The following is a 20,125-nucleotide window of genomic DNA, read 5'->3' on the forward strand; positions in this document are numbered from 1 at the left end:
CCGGTTCATTCCGGCATGGATACATCTTTACCATTCTGGCGGTCCATATGAAAAAAAAATATATCACCATAGAAAAGAAACAGGCTCGCTGGGGGTTTTTCTTTGTCGTGCCTTCCCTGCTGTTTTTTTCTGTCTTTAGCTTTTATCCCATACTCAATGCGTTTTATACGAGTTTTTTCGACAAGAGAGCATTGAGCAAAGCTGCGCCTGCTTTTCTTGGCTTGGGAAACTACAAACGGTTGTTCAATCCAGCGACAATGGACAATGCGCTGTCTTTCTACAATTCCTTACGTTCGACGTTTGTTTTCACCATAGGGACATTCGTCCCCCTGTTGATCATCAGCCTTCTTCTGGCAGTATTCATTTCAAACTTGTCGGGGAACCGGACAAAGAAATTCTTGCAGATAGCCTATTATTGTCCGGCGGTGCTGTCTTCTGTTGTCGCCGCGGCTATCTGGATGATCATATTTGATCCCAGAGGCCTGGGGAACCAATGGCTGAATGCACTTCTCGGCACTCCGGGCATTGACAGACGATGGCTGGTAGACGGCACGATGGAACAGGTTTCCACCATGGTCATCTACTTTTGGAAATACATAGGATATTTCGTCATCCTGTTCATAACCGGGCTTGCTTCCATTCCGCCCACGCTGTATGAAGCCTCCACGATAGACGGAGCCACGAAATGGCAGAGTTTCTGGAAGATTACCTTGCCCTTGCTGAAGCCAACGGTCGTCCTGGTATCCATCATGGCAATGTTGCAATGCTTGAAGACGTTCAGTACGCAATACATGCTCTATTCCAATGGAGCTCCCAGGGCACCCATCAACGTCATTACATTCAACATCTATGTGACAGGCATCCAAGAGCAGTACTTGGGACGGGCAAGCGCTATGAGCGTGGTTCTTTTCTTGCTCATGCTTTTCTTCACATGGGCTCAATTCAGGGTTTCCAAATCAGACCAGGTAGACTATTAGGAGGTGGGACATGACACAGAAGACATCCTTGCTCGCATATGGATCCCACATCAGGGCGAAAGTATCGCTTCCGCACATTTTCATATATGCTGTCCTGCTTATCATGTTGGTTTTTACGCTCATCCCCTTGTTGTTCATGATAACAGCCTCCATGATGACATCCAGAGAAATACTCCAGATGCCGTATAAATGGATTCCTGATAGGCTCAACTATGTAAATTTTGTAAAAGCCATCAAAGGAAATGACGGGAACTATATTTTCCTGCGTAACATCTCCAACTCCCTGATAGTCGCCGTCTCGGTATCAATCACTACAGTCCTGTTGGCATCCATCACAGGGTATGGACTTGCAAAGTTCCATTTTAAAGGAAGGAACTTTGTTTTCATGCTGATCATGGCCACCATGATGATTCCGTTTGAAGCCATCATGATTCCTCTCTACATGGTTGTCATGCAGCTGCGCATACAGAATTCCTACATAGGTCTTATCTTGCCGTTCATGGTCAGTGCCTTCGGTATTTTCCAGATGCGCCAGTATCTTACGACGTTTCCCAAGGAGTTCCTTGATGCCGCGCGTGTCGATGGCATGGGTGAGTTCTCGATTTTCTGGAAGATTGTATTCCCCAATTGCAAGCCGGTCATAGCGACCTTGGGCATACTCTCCTTCCGAGGACAATGGGACAATCTTCTTTGGCCGCTGTTGGTGAGCCAGAATGAAAAAATGAAGACAATCCCGCAGTACATATCCACCTTTGTCCAAGAAAGAAGTACTGATGAAGGCGCGTTGATGGCTGCGGCGCTTCTGGCCAGCATACCCATGTTCATCATGTTCATATCGCTGTCGCGTTATTTCATCGGTGGTTCATCTGTATTCGAGTCCAGAAAAGGCTGATAGAAAACCATGATGCTGAACTCTGCCCTGGGGCATTCGTTGTTTATCTTTGACATGGGCAACGTGGTGGTGAGGAACATAACGGTACTCAGGGATATTTCTTCCCGATGGAATCTTCCTTGGCAGGAAATCCAGGATGATTATTGTCATTATGAATTTCCTTTGATGGACGGGACGATGAGTCCTGAAGACTATTGGAAGCATATCCGCCATAAATTCGGCGTCACGGTATCCGGTGAGCCTTTTGCCGATTGGTTCAAGCCGGTACCGAACGACCCTATGGTCTTTTTGTTAAAGTATCTGCGCTCCCAAGGAAAAAGGGTGGTATGTGGTTCAAACACTTTTGCCCCGCACTGGCAGATACTTGAAGAGAAGGGATTTCTCCGTCTGTTCGATGCCTTGTATCCTTCTCATCTCATAGGTCTGAGCAAGCCATCACGGTTTTATTTTTCCCATATCCTTGAGGCGGAAGGACAGGAGCCTGATGATACATATTTTGTCGATGACCTTCTGGAAAATATCGATGCCGCCCGTTCCATGGGGATTCATTGCCTGCATTATGCGCAAACAGACATTTCCGCGGACGATGCCCTCATGAAGGCTTTCGGGAGCGAAGCCACCGGGTTGGATGCGCAGGGTTGAAAAAGCCTCTGCGACACTTTTGTACTGTCTCTTGCCCTGCATCAGGATATCTGGCTTTGTTCATCGCGGAACTGTGATGGAGTCTTGCCCGTGTATTTCTTGAAAAGTTTGGCGAAATAACCTGGAGTGGGGAAGCCGCTTTCTGATGCTATCTCACCAATGTTCTTGCCAGGATTCCTCATGAGCCGTATGGCATTGTTCAATCTGAATGCGTTCAGATATTGCAGGAAGTTTATATCAGTGGCTTCCTTGAATGTCCGGCTGAGATGACTTTCCGTCACTCCCGCAAACCGGGCCGCTTCTGGCAGCCCTATGGGAGATTGATAGTTTTCCTCAATGAAACGGATGGCGGCATCCGGGACATGCTTTCCCGCTGCGGAAGGAAGGGCAATGAACAGATTGGAAGCGTCTTGGACTTTCCTGAAACGGGCAAATTCTGATTCTTCTTCGGTAAGCTTTTTCACCAACTCCGTCAAGGTTGATTCCAGTTGTCCTTCTTCCATTGGCTTTTGCAGGTAATCAAACACGCCAAGCCGTATTGCTTTTTTCATGTACGCGTAGTCAATATATCCGCTTAGGATTATGGCATGGTTCACAGGACTATGGGACAACATGTCCAGACCATCCTGTCCGGGAAGCCGTATGTCAGTGATTACAATGTCCGGCTCCATGTCTTTTATGAGTTCTTCGCCACTCATGCCGTCTTCCGCAGTTCCGATGAGTTCTAAATCCAACTGTTCCCACGGAGTAGTACGGACAAGAGCCTCAAGGGTATATTTTTCATCTTCCACAATGACCACTGTATATTTCATTTTACGACCTCATGCGTCTTCCAGGGGAAAGCTCAATATGACACACGTCTCTTTGTTTGGGATTGAAGAAATCTGTATATCCGCGGCATCACCATAATGAAGTTTCAAACGTCTGTATACATTATACATCCCGCAATGATCGCTCTCTGCAAATTCTTCCAATGTTTCCGGAACCCCCTCTGGAGGGAACCCTACGCCATTGTCACGGATTGAAATGAATATGAAGCCCTCTCTTTTTTCTACAAGGATGGCAAGTTTCCATTCGCCTCGTTTCGGTTCCAGTCCATGAATGATGGAGTTTTCCACAAAAGGTTGGATGATGAGTTTCGGGGTGTGGATATCCAACAAGGATTCATCGACATGCCACGTAACCTTAAGCTTGTCCCCAAACCTGATTTTCTGTATGGCGAGATAGTTTTCTATCATGGTCAGGCTGTCACGCAGCGTCACAGTGCTTTGCTGCGTATCAATACTGTTTCTCAGAAGCATGCCAAGTTTTGTCGTTATGGTGAGTATTTCCTGTTCTCCATGTAATTTAGCTAAAGCGGTGATGGCGTTGAGTGTATTGTACAGGAAATGAGGGTTCATTTGTGATTCCAAGGCTTTGCGTTCTGCTTCCTTCAATTTTTCTTCTTCTTCCCTTGTCAGCCTGAGAAGCTCCACGATTTGTTCAATCATCCGAGAAAACGCATCATCAAGCTGGGCAATCTCCTTGATGTGGGATTCTGTCGGGCTGACTGTGAACTCTCCGTTTTCTACAGTGCGCATAGACTGTACAAGATGTTCGACAGGGCGTGAGATAGTGCGGGAGAAAATATACGCAAGCACGCCGGACAGGGCAAGCCCGATTACGGAAACCATAGCCACGATGGAAAAGAACTCCTGTATGTTCCGTGTATATGACGCTGTTTCCGTTATGCCTACGATTGAGAAGGCCGTACCTGTGATGGGAGCCCAGGAAATCATGGCGTTGCCGTCCTGCCGGGAACCCATGCGGACAAGCCTGTCGGCACGTATCCTCGACAGGTTCGGGAACGTTGAGAAAGAGCCATATCTTTCAGTATGAAGCAGGGAAGATGCCAGAAAATTCTCCCTGTCTATCAGGATGACATCAGAAAAGATGCCGTTGATGTTAATATCCTTGTAGAAGCTGTCCAGAAAAATATCGACGATGCCATATCCTACTCCTGTCCCGTCCGGCTGGCGTATCCTGCGGAATATGTTTATTCCGGCAAGGCGGTTTGCATCCGATGCATAACGATTGTCCAAGGACATGAGGGAGGCTGTCGTTGAATCCGCCAGGGAAAGTGTGAAGAAAGGTTTCATGTCCCGTGATTGATAACGAACATCATATGCGGCAGGAAAAAGATGTGTTGAATATCTGATGTTCCCTGTATCGCTTACGATGTTGGCTGAGGCAATGTAGGTGTCTCCTTTCATGATGCTGAATAGTTCTTCATAGATGTCCTTGGATGATATTTCTCCGGTGGCATCATCTCCTGGGTTCGGCGTAACTGCCTGTATGATGAGCTCATTGGTCGTCAGCAGGTATGTCTTGTGCCTGTAGGACTCCAGCATGCGGGTTACCAGGATGGAATCATGCAGAATGTCACTTTCACCTTGCTTCTTGAGATTCTCAAGGATTGTCTTGTTTCCAATGACAATGTAATAGAAGGTGAGCATGACGATAGGGACGAACATGACAATGATGAAGGACGTGATGAGCTGGACAAGAAGGGACCGTTGCCTGTGAGAAGAAAAGGAATGTGCCTTTGGGCGCAGCACGGAAAATTTCGTGCGTATTCCTTTGCGTTGTGGGGTCATGTATATCCTCTTAATCAATGGTATATGGAGTCACGCAGTCTCGCAACAGGGAATATGTGTCGTGGCTCATACCTTAAGGGAACGGGTGGAAAAAGGGAATAAGAAGTTCGCGTTTTTCGTGGAGAGAAAAGGAAGGGTATAAGGGAGGAATCATCAAGCGTACCATGGGCGCAATCCTCGGCAGCGCGGACGGCAAGAGCATGGCTAAAAGGTGGGACAAATCTTTATAAACGAACAGAGTTAAGCGAAATTAGTTGCGATGTGTAAAGTCCAAAATATTCTATTTGCGTTCGCTCTGTTTTTTGTTGAAATTTCGCGCTCTATCTGCTATAATGTCTCGTACGTGTACGTTCCACCAGGCAGGAGTAAAAAAGCGAGGCGCAGAGCAATGATTAGCTATAAAAAACTATGGCATGTGCTACTGGATAAGGACTTGAAGAAGAAGGACTTGATTATGCTTGCGGGTGTTAGCAGCTACACCATCAGCAAACTCAATAGAGGCGATAATGTTACGACCGACGTGCTGCAACGGATATGCAAAGGCTTGGATTGCGACTTGTCCGACATCATGGAATTAGTGCCGGATGAAGACGAAAGTACAGCGAGGGATTAAGGCATGAGTGAGAGCGCCATCGCACCTGCTGTGGCAGATGAAAACAGCAAACCTTGCTCGTCCGATGTATTGGAAAACGACATCAGGGCACATATGCCGCGCATACTTGAAATCCTGCTTTTGGACAGAACAACCTCCACGCCCAACACACCCAGGAACATCATTTGGGCGAACGACAATTACGAAGAATACGACGCGACTGTCTACGCGGCGACCGCTCAAATCAAGCCCGAACTCATCACTGGCAAGCGAGGCTCCTTGATAAGACCGAGGGCTTTGAAGACAAGGAAATTGCAGAAGGAGCGAACGAAGACAAAGGCCGAAGTCTTCACCCCCACCTGGGTTGTGAAGAAGCAAAACGACACAGCAGACGAAAGCTACAAAGGTGATGACTTGGAGACATATACCCGCCGTAAGTGGCTTGAAATAACCTGTGGCGAAGCCCCCTATATGGCGACGCGCTACGACATGGAGACTGGCGAGATAGTCCCACTTTCCGAGCGGGAAGGCTTCGTGGACAGAAAACTCGCCCGGATAAACGCCGAGGTGTCCGACAAGGCCGAGTGGCAGCGGTTGGTCGAGCTTGCTTACAAGTCGAGTTATGGGTTCGAGTGGAACGGTGATTCTCTGCTTCTCGCCCGTGAGAACCTGCTCTACACCTACCGCGACTACCACTTTACCAAGTGGGGCGACGAACCGCTACACGGTCTCTTTGAAGTAATTGCCACCATCATCAGCTACAACGTCTTCCAGATGGACGGGCTGAAATACACCATTCCCCTGACAGAGAAAATCGAAAGAGTCGAGATGATGCAACTGTCATTGTTCGACATGGGTGAGCAGCAAGAGGAATGGAAAATCGTCCCCGGCAAGCGGGTCAGAATCATGAATTGGGATACCAACAAAATGGAGTATTTCGACAGGGAGGTAAAACGGGCATGAGTGACAAGACCGTGATAAAAACCACAAAGACCGTGTATCCCCAAATCTACGCCTATGTCCTGCTTGGGTATGACCCGAAAGATGGTTGGATAAAAATAGGGTACACTGAGCGCAAGGATGTGGACAGTCGAATTAAGGAGCAGACCCACACGGCTGCGGTCAATCTGAAATACTCCAAGCTGTGGTCGGAGCCAGCCAGGTTTTCCGGTTCCGACGTTTGGTTCAAAGACAAACAACTCCATGCTTATCTGCGTAGGTTCAAGAAGATTGCGCAGGAGCCGAACACGGAATGGTTCTATTACGACGGAACGCCGCAGCAAGCCCACGAAGACTTTGATGATTTCAGGAACAACAACCTGGATAATTCCGTACGGGAGGGCAGTCACCTTGAATACCAGCTTCGCCATGAGCAGGAATTGGCCGTTGAGCAAACGCTTGCCTATGCCAAAGACCACCCGGAAGGCGAGTTCCTCTGGAACGCAAAGCCACGCTTCGGCAAGACGCTGACCACCTATGATTTAGTCCGCAAGATGGAGGCACAGAAGATTTTGGTCGTCACGAACCGTCCGGCCATCGCCAATTCGTGGTACGACGATTTCGAGACCTTCATCGCTTGGCAGACTGACTACCGTTTTGTCTCAACGACCGATTCTCTGAAAGAGCGTCCTGTTCTTACACGTGAGAAATTTCTTGATGTTCTGTTCACTCCAGAAGGCAAGGATGCTCGTTGTATCGCTTTCATTTCACTACAGGATCTGAAAGGGGCGATCAGCTTCGGCGGGATGTATAACAAGCTCACATGGGTGAAAGATCTGGAATGGGACGTGCTTGTTATCGATGAAGCGCACGAGGGGGTCGATACATTCAAGACGGATATTGCTTTCAACAACATAAAACGAAAATTCACGTTACATCTATCCGGTACTCCTTTCAAAGCTGTAGCTAGTGGTCGGTTCTCTGAAGACCAGATATTCAACTGGACATATGCGGACGAACAAGACGCAAAAGCCGAGTGGTCGGACGCAGCACAGAACAACCCTTATGAGAGGCTTCCCCGCTTGAATCTGTTCTCTTATCAGATGAGCCAGATGATCACCGACGAGGTGAATCAGGGAGCCAATATCGACGGCAAAGACGTAGACTTTGCTTTCGACTTGAACGAGTTCTTCGAGACGAACGACAGCGGCAATTTCGTTCACGAAGCCGAAGTGAGCAAATGGCTGGATACTCTTACGCGGAATGAGAAGTACCCCTTCTCCACGAAGGAGCTACGCGACGAGCTGAGACACACTTTCTGGCTGCTCAACCGCATAGCGAGCGCGAAGGCTCTTGCGAAGCTCTTGAAGCAGCACCCTGTCTTTGAGAACTACGGGATCATCTTGGCGGCAGGTGATGGCCGGACAGAGGATGACCCGACCGTCAACGAGAAATCGCTGGACAGAGTACGCGCTGCAATCAAGGCGCATGGGAAGACGATAACCCTCTCCGTAGGGCAGCTTACAACTGGCGTTACCGTCCCCGAATGGTCAGCCGTCCTCATGCTCTCCAACGTGAAGTCGCCCAGCCTCTATATGCAAGCCGGTTTCCGCGCGCAGAATCCGTGGGACTATGAAGCGGATGGCGAAATGCAACAGAAGCAGAACGCCTACATCTTTGACTTCGCCCCGGAGCGCACCCTTATCATCTATGACGAGTTCGCCAATAATCTGAACAGCAAGACCGTCTCTGGCGGCGGCACGACGGTTGACCGCGAGACACATATCAAGACGCTGCTCAACTTCTTCCCGGTCATCGCCGAGGATGACGAGGGCAAGATGGTGGAGCTTGACGTTCGGCAGGTTCTGACCATCCCGAAGGCATTAAAGGCAAGAGAAGTCGTCAGGCGTGGCTTTATGTCAAACCTCTTGTTCCAGAATATCTCCGGCATTTTCGCCTCGTCGGAAGCACGAGAAATCTTGGGGCAGCTCAACCCTGTTGATGTGGGAAAGGTCACGCCGCGTCAAACTGACGATCCCATTGACACGCAGGGCGTTCAAGTGGACGGCTACGGTGACGCTATGGTGCCGCCCCCAATGGTTCTCAAAGAAACCGAAGCTCGCTTTGGCGAGAAGGTCTACGCCGATATAATCGGTGCCGCTCAACAGGCGACAGAGCAATCGGCTTCGAATCTGATAAACACTGTCGCCACAGCCTTCACACAGAATGTACTGGATACGGTAAAGGAGCTTGCGAAAGACAGTGCCGTCACGATGGCGCAAGCGGAGCAGGTGGTAAAGCAAAACGCCAATATCATAGCCCGCGAGGTCGAGGTCGTCCAGAAACAAGCCGAAATCAAACAGGCCGAGGCAAAGGTCGAATTTGACCGCCAAGTCGCCGTCGCCCAAGATGACAAGGCAGCGGTCGCCGAGGCCAAGGCGAAGTTTGAGGCGACGACACAGAAGATACAGGATGACTTCAAGAAAGAAGTTGTCTCCACAGTTGCAGAGAAAACGAAAGAACTGACAAAGAAGTCCACCGAAACCATCCTCAAAAAAGCCGAGGAAAAGAAAAAGACAACTGTTGAAGATGACATCCGCGCCCGTCTGCGCGGCTTTGCCCGTACCATTCCGTCGTTCCTGATGGCATACGGCACGCCCGACACGACGCTTGCAAACTTCGACGAGAACATCAAGGACGTGGTATTCAAAGAAGTTACCGGTATAACGCTTGACCAGTTCCGCACCTTGCGAGACACCTATGAGTTCTTTGACGGCGTTGTCTTCAATGAATCCATACAGGAGTTTCTGCACAAGAAAGAACAGCTTGCCGACTACTTTGATGACAGCCATGATGAAGACATCTTCGACTACATCCCGCCGCAGAAGACCAATCAGATTTACACACCCAGAAAGGTTGTCAAGCTGATGATCGACAAACTGGAAGAAGAAAACCCGGACATCTTCACCGACAAAGACAAGACCTTTGCCGACCTGTATGTGAAATCCGGTTTGTATTTGACAGAAATCGTAAAGCGACTGTATACGGCTCTGGCCGGGCAGATACCCGACGAGAAGCAGAGGATCAAGCACATTCTTGAAAACCAGATTTACGGCTTCGCACCAAGCGAGATCATCTACAATATCGCCAGGAACTTTATTTTTGGTAGCTTTGCGAATATCAACGATTCGCACTTGCAATGTCGTGACTTGACCGAAATGGCCAAGACCGGAAGGAGCTTGGATATGAAATTCGATGTCGTGGTGGGGAATCCGCCGTATCAGGATGAAGCGGTCGGAGGTAGTACGAGTAACGACCCAATATATAACCACTTTTATAATTTAGCTGAACTTATAGCACCAAAGTATTGTTTGATATCTCCCGCAAGGTTCCTATCTAAAGCTGGGTATACTCCTAAAACATGGAATGAGCAAATGTTAAATGATGAGAATCTGAAAGTCGTGTATTATGAGCAAAAATCTGCTCTTATTTTTCCAAATACAGATATTAAAGGTGGTGTAGTTGTCTTGCTTCGGGATAAAGATAAATCTTTTGGAAAGATAGGGACTTTTACAAACTTTGAGGAATTAAACTCCATACTGTTTAAAGTCTCCAAAATAACCTCAAAAACAATTGAGACCCTGATTACTGGACGTGGTGTTTATCGCCTTACCAATATTGCTGTGTCTGAGTATCCTCAGATTGTTGATATTCAGTCCAAAGGGCATAAGTATGATGTTGGTACTGGAGCGTTCAAAATTTTGGATAATATAATTTACTTTGAAGATAAGCCTGACGATGGGAACGACTACGTTCAGATATTGGGATTGTTTGGCGGACAACGTGTTTATCGATATATTAGGAAAGACTTTATTAACTGTCCCCATGGGTTTACAAGTTATAAAGTGATTTTACCTAAGTCTAATGGCACAGGAGCTATTGGTGAGATATTAAGTACACCCCTAATCGGGGAACCCCTAATCGGGTTTACTGAAACCTTCATATCTATCGGTGCGTTCAATAATTCAACTGAAGCTGAAAACTGTCTGAAATATGTAAAGTCAAAGTTTGCTCGTACAATGCTTGGTGTGTTAAAAGTTACACAGGATAATCCGCGAGATAAATGGTCAAAAGTTCCACTTCAGGACTTTACACCGCAGAGCGATATCGACTGGACAAAATCTATCCCTGAAATAGACAAGCAGCTCTATGCAAAATATGGATTAGACGAAAAGGAAATCGCCTTCATCGAAGAAAAAGTGGCGGCAATGGAGTGACAGCGGAGGGACTATGCGTGACAAGCCGACATACACCATAACAGAGAAAGCCGCTGACTCTGTGGCAAAAATTGTCGAGACGGTGGGACGTCTTACAGGGGAGAGGGAGTTTGTACGTGATATACGGTTGCACCGGGAAAACCGCATACGGACTATCCATTCGTCCTTGGCAATTGAAGGAAATTCTCTTTCCCTGAAAGATGTAACTGCCGTTCTTGATGGGAAAATCGTCGCAGGGAAGCAAACCGATATCAAGGAAGTGAAAAACGCTTATCAGGCTTATGACGAGATTATGAGCTGTGACCCTTACGACATCACGGATTTCCTGAAAGCACATAAGCTGATGACCGATGGATTGATACGTGAATCGGGAGTATTCCGCAGTGAGGATGTAGGAGTATTTGATGGAGATGTTCCCATCCATAGTGGGGCGCGTCCGCAGTTTGTCCCGCGGCTCGTAGAAGATTTGTTCGTCTGGGGACGCGGGTCTGACCTTCACCCTGTGCTCAAAAGTGCGATCATCCACTATGAAATCGAAACGATCCATCCCTTTGCTGATGGGAACGGACGCATGGGACGTTTGTGGCAAACTCTCATCCTTGCAAAATGGAATTCTCTTTTCGCGTGGATTCCCATGGAATCGGTCATGTATAAGAAGAGGCCCCTCTATTATGAGGCCATTGAAGCTTCACGTGATGTAAATGATTCCGGAGCCTTCATCGAGTTCACTCTTTCGGCTCTTCTGGAAATCATAACGACTCAGGTGACGCACACGAACAGGGATGAAGCAGAGCACCAAGTAAAGCACCAAGTAAAGCACCAAGTTGAATTAACAGAGATTCATGTCTCAGTGTTGAGAGCACTGGAGAAAAAACCTCTGTCACGCAAAGAAATCTTTTCATTTCTCGCCATGAGCGGAGACACCAGGGCATATCAACGGCATCTTGCACCACTTCTTGACTCCGGGCTCATCGAAAGAACCATCCCCGACAAACCTAACAGCAGGATGCAGAAATATCGGTTGACCGATAAGGGAAAGTCTTAGAAGTGTTTAATCTGGCGTTTACTGGGTGTTTATTGATTTTAAACGATGGGGGAGTTAAACGCTTCTCTTCATCCAAATCAGGGGATTTAAACAGAATTCTTCGCAATTCTTGGAGGATAAAATGAAAATATATGATTTTAATATGTTCAAACAAAATAAACAGTTTTATGGGGGGTTGGCTGGGCCTAAAATGGGCATTACTATTGATGGAGAAAATTATATTATTAAATTTCCTAAGAATATCAGAGACAAGAAAGACCAGTTTCGTACAGGGTTAAGTTATTCCAATAGTCCTGTTTCGCGCATGGCATTCAGGATATATAGATAGGTTGATAGAGCAAGACATGATGCATTATCCTGATACCGTTAAAGCTGCTAGGACAATGGCTGAGAAAAAAATAGAAAATGATAAATATCGTATGAAAACGAAGAAATGAGGTAAATCATGGATACTACTGGAAAATATATTTTTATGCATAGAGATGATGAAGCCGCTGTAGTGGAATTTAACTTGGAAGACGGGTATTTGTTCAATGTTCTTGAGGTAAAGAATGAAAACCTTATTCCCCTTCGTGCAAATAAGAGTATCGGTGATTTCCGACGATGGTGGCAAGATAGAGCAGTCCCTCGGACACAAGGATCGGTCTTAAATTTTCTTAGGAAATATGATATTCACACAACGCAAGGATATCTTTTGAAAAACTTTGGATTGAGTCTTAGTGATCATTATTGGGTCAAGCCGAAAGACAGCCAGTTAGCATGGGAAGATGTCAATTTGTTTTCCCACGATTTTGCTGAACCTTTTTCTATGCTTCGGCACAATATCGGAAGTGAAGGCTATGAAAAGGGAAGGTTTTCCCCTGCGGCTTCTACAGGCGGTGAAATGCCCAAACATTGGGTAATACAAGACGGGGAAAGATATCTCATTAAGGAACCTGAAAGACCTCTGTTCCAGCAGGCAATCAATGAAGTATTTGCAACTCAACTTCATGAAATGCAAAAGAAACAGCCTTTTGTATCTTATTTCTTTGCCAGTCAAAGAAACGATCCTGAGCGAATTTTTTGTGCATGTAAAAGTTTCGCCTCACTTGACTTGGAGTTCATCCCTGCTGTTGACCTGGTGGGAGGAGGGGAAAATACCGGAAAGAATGGATTTGACCTTTTCATCGATAGATGCGTAGAGGGGGGATTGGATAAGGATAAAATTAGAGACTTCTTAGAATATCAGATTGTCACGGATTTTCTCATCTCCAATACCGACCGGCATCTCAATAATTTTGGAGTATTGCGCGATACCCATACTCTAAATTATGTGTCACCTGCGCCGATTTTTGATTCTGGAAACTCCATGTTCTATCTGCATCCGCTTGGGGCGGCCTCTAAGCTGGCGATTATTGATATCCAGACGAACAGTGTTTTTGCGGATGAGAAAAGCCTTATTGGATATGTGAAGAATCTGAACTGCGTTGATGTTTCCGAACTGCCTGGAGCAGAGGTCGTTGAAACATTGTATTCAAAGGATCCCCTCAAGACCACGCAAGCAAACAAAAAAATAGCCGAAGGGTATTCATTGAAAATTGACATGCTAAATCAGCTCCAGCGTGGCATTCCTTTTGACCATCTTTTTGAAAAAGAAATATCAAAGACCAATTTACATCCTTCGCTACAAAAAGACAGAAAGCGAGAAAGATGAACATATTATTTGTAAATTGACTACTTGTACTCTTTGAGCTGCCGCGTATAAACTTGTGATTGAAAAACTTCCCATGGAAGAATTTTTTCAACGGTCATATACTTCCCGGCGATGGGCAACATCGGAAATAAAAATAATCATGCTCTTGCTATCTATCGTGGCAATTAGACGGTATGCGCCGACCCGATACCGCCAGAAGCTTTTTTTGTTTCCTGTGAGTGCTTTTCCATGCAAGCGTGGGTTTTCGCATCCGGAAAGATTTTTTTCAATCCACCGGTATATGATGTATGAGATTTGGCGGTCGAGGCTTTTCATTGCCTTGACCGCTTTGTCTTCTAATTCTATGGAATACACTTTATTTGAATCCTAGGATTTTTCCGACTTCATCAAGAGAATACAACTTTGCGGTTCCGTTTTTTCTTGCGGTCTCAAATTCCTGTAGGGTTTTCAGGTCGTACTCGTCTTCCAGCCTATCAAAGATAGCATTCCTTACGGCGTTGGACAGGCTTTGTCCCTTCACCTTGGCATAGCTGTCCAGCCAGATTTTTTCTTGTTCGGACACTCTGAAAGATACATGTGGCATGGTGGTTTCCTCCCTGTGATACACATGTAGCACAGATGGCTTTTTGTGTCAACCTTTGGCGCTTTTCAAGTTTTCCAAGCACGGTGAACGGGCTTGGAAACGGCAGAAAAACCTTCGTACTTTTGGCGAAAATCTTCGTACTTTTGGCGACATCTCCCCACACCCCTCTTATAATGTACCCAGTAGTACCAGTAGATAAGACCATTAAAGTCTCAATTCGGCAAGATAGCAAGAAAAGTCAGTAATGGAGGGACGGCTAAATGAGCCTCCGTTACTTTTCCTATCTCATTTTCAAGATAGTCGTGCTTCGGTCTTCACTTTATTTTTTGCTCCTTTTGGCCGACCGGATTTTCCTTTGCGGCTTTTCAGTTGCTCCATGACAGTATCGTCAATCAGATATATCCCGCCGAATTCTGCGGCAGCTTCTTTGACCGTAATGTATTTTGACATGTCACTTCACCAGAGGGATGATGATATTGACGATATTCAGCACAATCAGGGCAATGAGCAGCCATTCAGTTCTTGTAAGTTTATTCATTGACGTTTCTCCTTGTTCGTTATAGATTTATCAATAGCGGAGGGAGTTTCCTCCCTCCGTGTCCGCTTAGAAGATGGAGAGTACCGTTTTCAGGATTTCTGGTAGTAGTGCTACTAGAGCAATCTTATCGGTTCTTCTCCATCTTTTCTTTTTCCGTTTCACATTGTTTTTACATCCCTTTTTTCTTGATGATTAATAGTACCATGATACCCTCTCCCATTTTGTCAATATATTATTTAGTATAATCAGTAATATATTTGAGTAACCTATAGACTGTAACCAAAGTTGTAGCGTTGTAAATGGTGGTGATGCGATATGGACGAATAGAAAAAAAAACGCCCAAGTTTTGAATAGAGAAAAGGTCGAAGCAGGAACTTCCAATGCGGATGTCCGTCACTGCAAAAGTGCAGCCATGGAAAATGAAGACAGAGGTGCTGGTTGGTAATTATGATATTAGAGAGCTTATGGTCATTCAGTATCATTGAAGCTAAGGATGATTGATTTCGCAATTTCTCACATCTGATTTCGCGAAATACTATGCTGTAGAAATAAACACTCAGTAAACAATATGGATAAAACAGACAAAAAGGTGTTTAATCTGGCGTTTACTGGGTGTTTAACTTTTTTAAACGTTCTGGATGTTAAACAGGTTGGATAGGTATGAGAGCTGTTTTAAACGCTTCTTTTCGCAAAATTATCAGTGTTTCTTGGATTAATCACTATCAATCTATTCTGGATTCAACAATCATCTACTTCTGGATTCAACAATCATCTACTTCTGGATTCAACAATCATCTACTTCTGGATTCAACAATCATCTACTTCTGGATTCAACAATCATCTACTTCTGGATTCAACAATCATCTACTTCTGGATTCAACAATCATCTACTTCTGGATTCAACAATCATCTACTTCTGGATTCAACAATCATCTACTTCTGGATTCAACAATCATCTACTTCTGGATTCAACAATCATCTACTTCTGGATTCAACAATCATCTACTTCTGGATTCAACAATCATCTACTTCTGGATTCAACACTTTTTCCGACGCATAAGCAAAAAATGTAAAAAATAAATCTATACAAAATAAGCAAATAGCACTGGAGCTTAGGGGATTCGAACCCCTGACCTATTGATTGCGAACCAATCGCTCTACCAACTGAGCTAAAGCCCCGAATATTTCATGTTGAGAAAACCAATTTAACGTATTTACTACGCAAAATAACCCCACTAAACTAACATAATTCCGGAAGTGCGTAAAGTATCTTCGGACACCATAGCGACAAAAAAACTCTCGTGCCTATGACGGCGCAGGGAGAGCCGATGATTCGTCAAAATGTGTACATCTTGATTTGTCCACAGGTTATCCCCGTGAATCTAGGTTAAGAAGCGCGTAAATCTACCGTAAAAAGTGCGTACATCTACCGTAATTTTCTATATATAAGGTATACCAGTAGTACCAATAGATAGTACCCAATAATTATCTACTGGACATACGGAATACATTTACTTAGTGATAGGAAAGAGCCGGGCATTTTTATTTTTACCCTGTACCCATGGACAAGGCTTCTTTCTCTGCTTGCTGGCCTTCGTTGAAGGAAAGAGGGTAGACTTTCACTTCAATATCAAAGTCAACCCGAAACGCATCGACAGCTTTTTCCCGGTGTTCTACCCGTTGTATTTCATCAAGGAACAGATAACGCCTGTGGTTTTTCGTCAGCATTCCCTTCACTGTGAGATAAGGATTTTTGTAATCCTTGATTCCGAGAGTACGTGTCTCATAAAAAATACTGTACACTATGCACTGTCCGCAGGCCGAGAGATCCTGCGAAGGAGGACATGCCCATGAAAAAAATATTCACAGCCGTACTGATCTGTTTCATCGCGGGAGCCGGAGCACACCTGGCGGCCGATTTCTACATCGGTCCAGTCGTAACCTTTTCCTCTAATGCACGAGCTGTGTTTTATGCAGAGGATGACCTGGGCGGAGGACCGCAGGAAATCAACAACAGCATTGACGTGGGATTCGCCACACGCGTTTCGGGCAGGCTCCTCCAGCTTGACGCTCTGGCGAGCTGGTCGCGCAGCGGCGACAATAACATCTTCTGCGCCGAAATCACCGGCGGCGTGCGCATAGCCCTGAATAATGGGCGCGATGCGTATTATGTTTCCGCAGGGGTAGGACCTGCCCTTATTTTCTCTCCCCAGGACAACGGGAGAACGTTCGTCAGCAACGGACGGACCGGCTCATTCGGGGATGTCCTGCGCTCCGTGCCGCTCATCGGCAAGGTGTCGCTCGCCTATGAGTCCGCTGACGGGAATGTGCTCGACGCCACGCTACGCGGGATGCCCTTTGAGAAAAGCGGGAGGATTTTCAGTGACTCGTGGAGCATCCAGGTGAGCTATCTCATAGGACTCACGTAGACGCAAGGAACCATCCATGGATCTGAACCACGAACAGAAGGCCGCGGTCGAGGATTTTACGCACAACCTGCTCATCCTCGCCGCCTCCGGATCCGGGAAAACACGGGTCATCACCGAGAAGGTCATTCATGCCATCCGAGAGAAGGGGTATGCGGGCAGCGAGATCCTTGCCATAACCTTCACACGCAAGGCGGCCACGGAAATGCAGGAGCGCCTGCGCACGGGCCTTGACGAGAAGGAGAGGCGTGGTCTGACAGCCCAGACGTTCCATGCGTACGCGGCCCATGTGCTGCGCACCTATGGATGGCACATCGGCCTTCCCCAGGGATGGAAAATCGCCGATGGGCTGATTTCACCGGTATTACACTGGCAGATCATAAAGAATCGCTCCTGGGAAATCCTTGGCGAGCTGATAGAAACCGAGGGAGGAACACTCCCGGCGCTTGAAGCCTTGGCAATTCAGAACTATCTACACAAGGGAAAAGATTGATTAAAAAGCCTAAACGTATTACGTTGTAATACGGATGGATATATGCCACATATCACATTCAGGGTTTCCGACCAAGAAAAGAGCTGGATAGACAGCTATGCACAAGTGAACGGAGTAAGTATTTCCGATGCAGTAAAGACGGTTTTCTTTGAGAAGCTGGAACACGAATATGATTTGAAAATCATACAGGAGTTTGAAGCGGAGAAAAAAAGCGGCTCCTTGAAGGTTTATTCTCATAACGAAGTGGGAAAAATGCTGGAATTGAAGTGAATGTACTCCGTAAAATATACCGAGGGAGCAGTCAAGGGAATGCAGAAGCTCGACCGCCATACGGCGATGCTCATATACAGTTGGATTGAAAAAAACCTTGTCAGGGGTACTGACCCACGCTTACATGGGGAAGCCCTTGGCGGCGATAAAAAAGGCTATCGGCGGTATCGTGTCGGTTCGTACAGGTTGATTGCTGAAATAGATGATGGGCAGGTAATTATTTACCTTATCAATGTAGCTCATCGCAGGGACGTATACGACCGTTGATCTTTGACCGGAGAGGGGAAAAGCCTTTGGCAGAAAGAGTTGTTCTGAGTTCCGAAACTATGAGATCAAAGAAAGAAAAACGACCAAGAGTCTATTGGCACAGCGGATGTTGCAGGAAAAATAAGATGGTATTAACATTATTCATGTTAATAACATAATTAAGACTGAGAATTGAACACCGGCGGGAAATTGCTATGGATGATACAAAAGAAAAAATATTCGAGGCCGTCGATGCACGAAAGGCCGCCTTCGATACAATAAGACCTTTTGAAGGCGCACATATGAAGCAGCTCAAGGAACATTATCGCGTTGAAACTACGTGGAGTTCCACTGCTCTGGAAGGCAATACGCTGACCTTGAAAGATACCGTAATGATCCTTCATGAAGGAATCACCGTAGGGGGGCATCCCTTCCGGGAAACAATGGAAGTGTACGGACATGCCAAAGCGTTTGATTTCATGTATTCCTTGATAGGTCAAAAGAGGATCACGGAGGGGGATATCAAAAGGCTGCACGAACTTGTGGCATTTGAGAATAAAGAGATTACTCCTGGACGGTATCGGGATAGTAATGTCATGATTGTGGGAGCGCAGAGCATCCCTCCCCGATGGCAGGATCTTCCCAAGGAATTATCGTCTTATTATAACTGGCTTGAAGCATACAGGGATCGGTATCATCCGATTGAATATGCGGCTCTTGCCCATCAGAAGTTGGTGGCGATACATCCGTTCCGTGACGGAAACGGCCGGACATGCCGTCTTGTCATGAACGCTCTATTTCTCCAGGAAGGCTATATGCCTCTTTCTATAACGCCTGATACCAAACGGGAGTATGACCAGGCTTTGGACATTGCGGCCTCATGGGGGAATGCCGTGCCGTTCGTGGAGTTCATAGGTCGCAAGCAGATTGAAAATTATGACAAGCTCATGGAGAGGTTACATGTCCCTTTTCAGGAGCAGGGCGGGGGGATTGAACGTGAGAGAAGCCGGTAGTGCAGTCATTTTCAAGAATAATCGTCCCAAGTATTTGTTGGTTGACTTGTCGCAGGAAGCACTTTTGGAACTCACTGATGATGAGAAGATTGAGATTGTCGCCAAACGTATTCTTGAGAAGCATCGGAAAGCCTTTGAAGAACTGGCAAGATGAATAATGGTAACTGGGGAATCCCCCTTAATAAGAATGAAGAAATACGTTTAGCTCCTGTATATGATAATGGGAATTGTTTATCAGACAAATGGGATGTCCCAAAAATGGAAAGGGTGTTGGAGCTGCCACCGAAAGAGAAGATAGGATGGTTAACTGAAAAGACCTGTATTTTTGAAAACGATGGGAAAAAGATCAATCCTAATAAGTATATTTTATCTCTTGCCAATATAGACGGTAACAAGGCGGCAGAAAGGCTGGTTTCTCAAATCATTTCAGCACAACCGCACATAGAAAAAATGATAAACGATATCCCTATTATATCTGAAATACAGAAGAGATATTATAAAGAATCCATGCAAGCTCGATTGGAGTATTTTTTAATTCCTGCCTACAACAAGCTGCGTGGAGTCGAGATGAGTCATGACGTGCCGAACCGAGGAGGGCGGGGAAGATGAGTTCTTATGTAGATAAGGGTCTGATTGTTGATTTCCCAATGCCTGAAGGGCTGCGGGAAAAGGTAGACAGATTGGAAAGTTTGGCGGATGGAGATGACTACCTGGCTTATGAGAATCTTTTAGAAGAGGTTGACACAACTGCAAAACGATATTGTGCAGGTGGAAAGATAACATATGAGCAATATCAGACAATCCTGCGAAAATTCGGGATATAAATATCATATGAGAATTAATATTCATCAAATGTAAACACT

23 protein-coding genes and 1 tRNA gene are annotated in these 20,125 nt (G+C 46.0%); 17 read left to right on the forward strand and 7 right to left on the reverse strand.

Annotated elements, in window-relative coordinates:
• Positions 1-47 precede the first annotated feature (47 nt).
• Genes SPICO_RS00860 through SPICO_RS00870 form a run of 3 tightly spaced genes read left to right on the forward strand, consistent with a single transcriptional unit; the run spans position 48 to position 2,511 of the window.
• Positions 48-977 (forward strand): carbohydrate ABC transporter permease, encoded by a 930-nt coding sequence (locus SPICO_RS00860; protein ID WP_013738808.1) that lies wholly within the window; start codon positions 48-50, stop codon positions 975-977.
• A gap of 10 nt (positions 978-987) precedes the next feature.
• Positions 988-1,869, forward strand: coding sequence for a carbohydrate ABC transporter permease (locus SPICO_RS00865; protein WP_013738809.1), 882 nt, complete (start codon positions 988-990; stop codon positions 1,867-1,869).
• Between the two features lie 9 nt (positions 1,870-1,878).
• Complete coding sequence (locus tag SPICO_RS00870) at positions 1,879-2,511, forward strand: HAD family hydrolase (protein ID WP_013738810.1); 633 nt, start codon at positions 1,879-1,881, stop codon at positions 2,509-2,511.
• Positions 2,512-2,552: 41 nt separating this feature from the next.
• Here SPICO_RS00870 and SPICO_RS00875 read toward each other — a convergent pair whose 3' ends face one another.
• Both SPICO_RS00875 and SPICO_RS00880 read right to left on the reverse strand, forming a co-directional pair.
• The gene (locus tag SPICO_RS00875) at positions 2,553-3,323 is read right to left on the reverse strand and encodes a response regulator transcription factor (protein WP_013738811.1); all 771 of its coding nucleotides are present in this window, start codon (positions 3,321-3,323) and stop codon (positions 2,553-2,555) included.
• A gap of 9 nt (positions 3,324-3,332) precedes the next feature.
• On the reverse strand, positions 3,333-5,147 hold the full coding sequence (locus tag SPICO_RS00880) for a sensor histidine kinase (protein WP_013738812.1): 1,815 nt from the start codon (positions 5,145-5,147) through the stop codon (positions 3,333-3,335).
• Between the two features lie 388 nt (positions 5,148-5,535).
• Between SPICO_RS00880 and SPICO_RS00885 the strand changes: the two genes are divergently transcribed.
• From SPICO_RS00885 to SPICO_RS00910, 6 genes are all read left to right on the forward strand, one after another.
• Positions 5,536-5,760: a helix-turn-helix domain-containing protein gene (locus tag SPICO_RS00885; protein ID WP_013738813.1), complete on the forward strand. Its 225-nt coding sequence runs from the start codon at positions 5,536-5,538 to the stop codon at positions 5,758-5,760.
• Positions 5,761-5,763: 3 nt separating this feature from the next.
• Complete coding sequence (locus SPICO_RS00890) at positions 5,764-6,702, forward strand: hypothetical protein (RefSeq protein ID WP_013738814.1); 939 nt, start codon at positions 5,764-5,766, stop codon at positions 6,700-6,702.
• Complete coding sequence (locus tag SPICO_RS00895; RefSeq protein WP_013738815.1) at positions 6,699-10,955, forward strand: Eco57I restriction-modification methylase domain-containing protein; 4,257 nt, start codon at positions 6,699-6,701, stop codon at positions 10,953-10,955. The genes SPICO_RS00890 and SPICO_RS00895 overlap by 4 nt, the downstream gene beginning before the upstream one ends.
• Positions 10,956-10,968: 13 nt before the next feature.
• The gene (locus tag SPICO_RS00900) at positions 10,969-12,000 is read left to right on the forward strand and encodes a Fic family protein (protein ID WP_013738816.1); all 1,032 of its coding nucleotides are present in this window, start codon (positions 10,969-10,971) and stop codon (positions 11,998-12,000) included.
• A 121-nt stretch (positions 12,001-12,121) separates the two neighbouring features.
• Positions 12,122-12,328 (forward strand): hypothetical protein, encoded by a 207-nt coding sequence (locus SPICO_RS00905; protein WP_013738817.1) that lies wholly within the window; start codon positions 12,122-12,124, stop codon positions 12,326-12,328.
• Between the two features lie 117 nt (positions 12,329-12,445).
• A complete protein-coding gene (locus tag SPICO_RS00910) occupies positions 12,446-13,693 on the forward strand; it encodes a HipA domain-containing protein (RefSeq protein ID WP_013738818.1) in 1,248 nt (415 codons plus the stop codon).
• 87 nt (positions 13,694-13,780) lie between these two features.
• Here SPICO_RS00910 and SPICO_RS00915 read toward each other — a convergent pair whose 3' ends face one another.
• The 5 genes from SPICO_RS00915 to SPICO_RS00930 form a co-directional block, all read right to left on the reverse strand.
• Positions 13,781-14,047, reverse strand: coding sequence for a type II toxin-antitoxin system RelE family toxin (locus SPICO_RS00915; protein WP_013738819.1), 267 nt, complete (start codon positions 14,045-14,047; stop codon positions 13,781-13,783).
• 1 nt (position 14,048) lies between these two features.
• Positions 14,049-14,276: a type II toxin-antitoxin system RelB family antitoxin gene (relB, locus tag SPICO_RS00920; protein WP_013738820.1), complete on the reverse strand. Its 228-nt coding sequence runs from the start codon at positions 14,274-14,276 to the stop codon at positions 14,049-14,051.
• Positions 14,277-14,567: 291 nt separating this feature from the next.
• Positions 14,568-14,726, reverse strand: a complete 159-nt coding sequence (locus tag SPICO_RS10335) for a hypothetical protein (protein ID WP_169310030.1) — start codon at positions 14,724-14,726, stop codon at positions 14,568-14,570.
• Between the two features lie 1,194 nt (positions 14,727-15,920).
• Positions 15,921-15,993, reverse strand: a tRNA-Ala gene (locus tag SPICO_RS00925).
• A 369-nt stretch (positions 15,994-16,362) separates the two neighbouring features.
• Positions 16,363-16,617 carry a P-loop NTPase family protein gene (locus tag SPICO_RS00930; protein ID WP_041394934.1) on the reverse strand — a complete coding sequence of 85 codons (255 nt, stop codon included), beginning with the start codon at positions 16,615-16,617 and terminating at the stop codon, positions 16,363-16,365.
• 47 nt (positions 16,618-16,664) lie between these two features.
• On the opposite strand from SPICO_RS00930, the gene SPICO_RS00935 reads away from it, so the two are divergent.
• The 8 genes from SPICO_RS00935 to SPICO_RS00970 all read left to right on the forward strand — a co-directional run bounded on the left by SPICO_RS00935 (position 16,665) and on the right by SPICO_RS00970 (position 20,086).
• The gene (locus SPICO_RS00935) at positions 16,665-17,243 is read left to right on the forward strand and encodes a hypothetical protein (protein WP_013738823.1); all 579 of its coding nucleotides are present in this window, start codon (positions 16,665-16,667) and stop codon (positions 17,241-17,243) included.
• A 16-nt stretch (positions 17,244-17,259) separates the two neighbouring features.
• Positions 17,260-17,733 (forward strand): UvrD-helicase domain-containing protein, encoded by a 474-nt coding sequence (locus tag SPICO_RS09615; RefSeq protein ID WP_013738824.1) that lies wholly within the window; start codon positions 17,260-17,262, stop codon positions 17,731-17,733.
• Between the two features lie 42 nt (positions 17,734-17,775).
• On the forward strand, positions 17,776-18,003 hold the full coding sequence (gene relB, locus SPICO_RS00945) for a type II toxin-antitoxin system RelB family antitoxin (protein WP_013738825.1): 228 nt from the start codon (positions 17,776-17,778) through the stop codon (positions 18,001-18,003).
• The gene (locus SPICO_RS00950; RefSeq protein WP_013738826.1) at positions 18,004-18,270 is read left to right on the forward strand and encodes a type II toxin-antitoxin system RelE family toxin; all 267 of its coding nucleotides are present in this window, start codon (positions 18,004-18,006) and stop codon (positions 18,268-18,270) included.
• Positions 18,271-18,464: 194 nt separating this feature from the next.
• Entirely contained in the window at positions 18,465-19,262 is a 798-nt protein-coding gene (locus SPICO_RS00955; protein WP_013738827.1) for a Fic family protein, read from the forward strand.
• Entirely contained in the window at positions 19,246-19,416 is a 171-nt protein-coding gene (locus SPICO_RS10340; RefSeq protein WP_169310032.1) for a hypothetical protein, read from the forward strand. Before SPICO_RS00955 ends, SPICO_RS10340 begins: the two co-directional genes overlap by 17 nt.
• Positions 19,413-19,871: a HipA domain-containing protein gene (locus SPICO_RS00965; RefSeq protein ID WP_052295807.1), complete on the forward strand. Its 459-nt coding sequence runs from the start codon at positions 19,413-19,415 to the stop codon at positions 19,869-19,871. The genes SPICO_RS10340 and SPICO_RS00965 overlap by 4 nt, the downstream gene beginning before the upstream one ends.
• Positions 19,868-20,086 (forward strand): hypothetical protein, encoded by a 219-nt coding sequence (locus tag SPICO_RS00970; RefSeq protein ID WP_013738829.1) that lies wholly within the window; start codon positions 19,868-19,870, stop codon positions 20,084-20,086. Before SPICO_RS00965 ends, SPICO_RS00970 begins: the two co-directional genes overlap by 4 nt.
• Positions 20,087-20,125 lie beyond the last annotated feature (39 nt).

This window comes from Parasphaerochaeta coccoides DSM 17374, from assembly GCF_000208385.1.
Taxonomy (GTDB): Bacteria; Spirochaetota; Spirochaetia; order Sphaerochaetales; family Sphaerochaetaceae; genus Parasphaerochaeta; species Parasphaerochaeta coccoides.

Excerpts from the sequence above, each read along its gene's own strand:
- SPICO_RS10335 (WP_169310030.1), bottom strand. The coding sequence starts at position 14,726 with ATGTCAAAATACATTACGGTCAAAGAAGCTGCCGCAGAATTCGGCGGG.
- relB (WP_013738825.1), top strand. The coding sequence starts at position 17,776 with ATGCCACATATCACATTCAGGGTTTCCGACCAAGAAAAGAGCTGGATA.
- SPICO_RS00905 (WP_013738817.1), top strand. The coding sequence starts at position 12,122 with ATGAAAATATATGATTTTAATATGTTCAAACAAAATAAACAGTTTTAT.
- SPICO_RS00870 (WP_013738810.1), top strand. The coding sequence starts at position 1,879 with ATGATGCTGAACTCTGCCCTGGGGCATTCGTTGTTTATCTTTGACATG.
- SPICO_RS00955 (WP_013738827.1), top strand. The coding sequence starts at position 18,465 with ATGGATGATACAAAAGAAAAAATATTCGAGGCCGTCGATGCACGAAAG.
- SPICO_RS00895 (WP_013738815.1), top strand. The coding sequence starts at position 6,699 with ATGAGTGACAAGACCGTGATAAAAACCACAAAGACCGTGTATCCCCAA.
- SPICO_RS00860 (WP_013738808.1), top strand. The coding sequence starts at position 48 with ATGAAAAAAAAATATATCACCATAGAAAAGAAACAGGCTCGCTGGGGG.
- SPICO_RS00900 (WP_013738816.1), top strand. The coding sequence starts at position 10,969 with ATGCGTGACAAGCCGACATACACCATAACAGAGAAAGCCGCTGACTCT.
- SPICO_RS00970 (WP_013738829.1), top strand. The coding sequence starts at position 19,868 with ATGAGTTCTTATGTAGATAAGGGTCTGATTGTTGATTTCCCAATGCCT.
- SPICO_RS00910 (WP_013738818.1), top strand. The coding sequence starts at position 12,446 with ATGGATACTACTGGAAAATATATTTTTATGCATAGAGATGATGAAGCC.
- SPICO_RS00865 (WP_013738809.1), top strand. The coding sequence starts at position 988 with ATGACACAGAAGACATCCTTGCTCGCATATGGATCCCACATCAGGGCG.
- SPICO_RS00880 (WP_013738812.1), bottom strand. The coding sequence starts at position 5,147 with ATGACCCCACAACGCAAAGGAATACGCACGAAATTTTCCGTGCTGCGC.
- SPICO_RS00935 (WP_013738823.1), top strand. The coding sequence starts at position 16,665 with ATGAAAAAAATATTCACAGCCGTACTGATCTGTTTCATCGCGGGAGCC.
- SPICO_RS00885 (WP_013738813.1), top strand. The coding sequence starts at position 5,536 with ATGATTAGCTATAAAAAACTATGGCATGTGCTACTGGATAAGGACTTG.
- SPICO_RS00950 (WP_013738826.1), top strand. The coding sequence starts at position 18,004 with ATGTACTCCGTAAAATATACCGAGGGAGCAGTCAAGGGAATGCAGAAG.
- SPICO_RS00890 (WP_013738814.1), top strand. The coding sequence starts at position 5,764 with ATGAGTGAGAGCGCCATCGCACCTGCTGTGGCAGATGAAAACAGCAAA.
- SPICO_RS09615 (WP_013738824.1), top strand. The coding sequence starts at position 17,260 with ATGGATCTGAACCACGAACAGAAGGCCGCGGTCGAGGATTTTACGCAC.
- SPICO_RS00875 (WP_013738811.1), bottom strand. The coding sequence starts at position 3,323 with ATGAAATATACAGTGGTCATTGTGGAAGATGAAAAATATACCCTTGAG.
- relB (WP_013738820.1), bottom strand. The coding sequence starts at position 14,276 with ATGCCACATGTATCTTTCAGAGTGTCCGAACAAGAAAAAATCTGGCTG.
- SPICO_RS00965 (WP_052295807.1), top strand. The coding sequence starts at position 19,413 with ATGAATAATGGTAACTGGGGAATCCCCCTTAATAAGAATGAAGAAATA.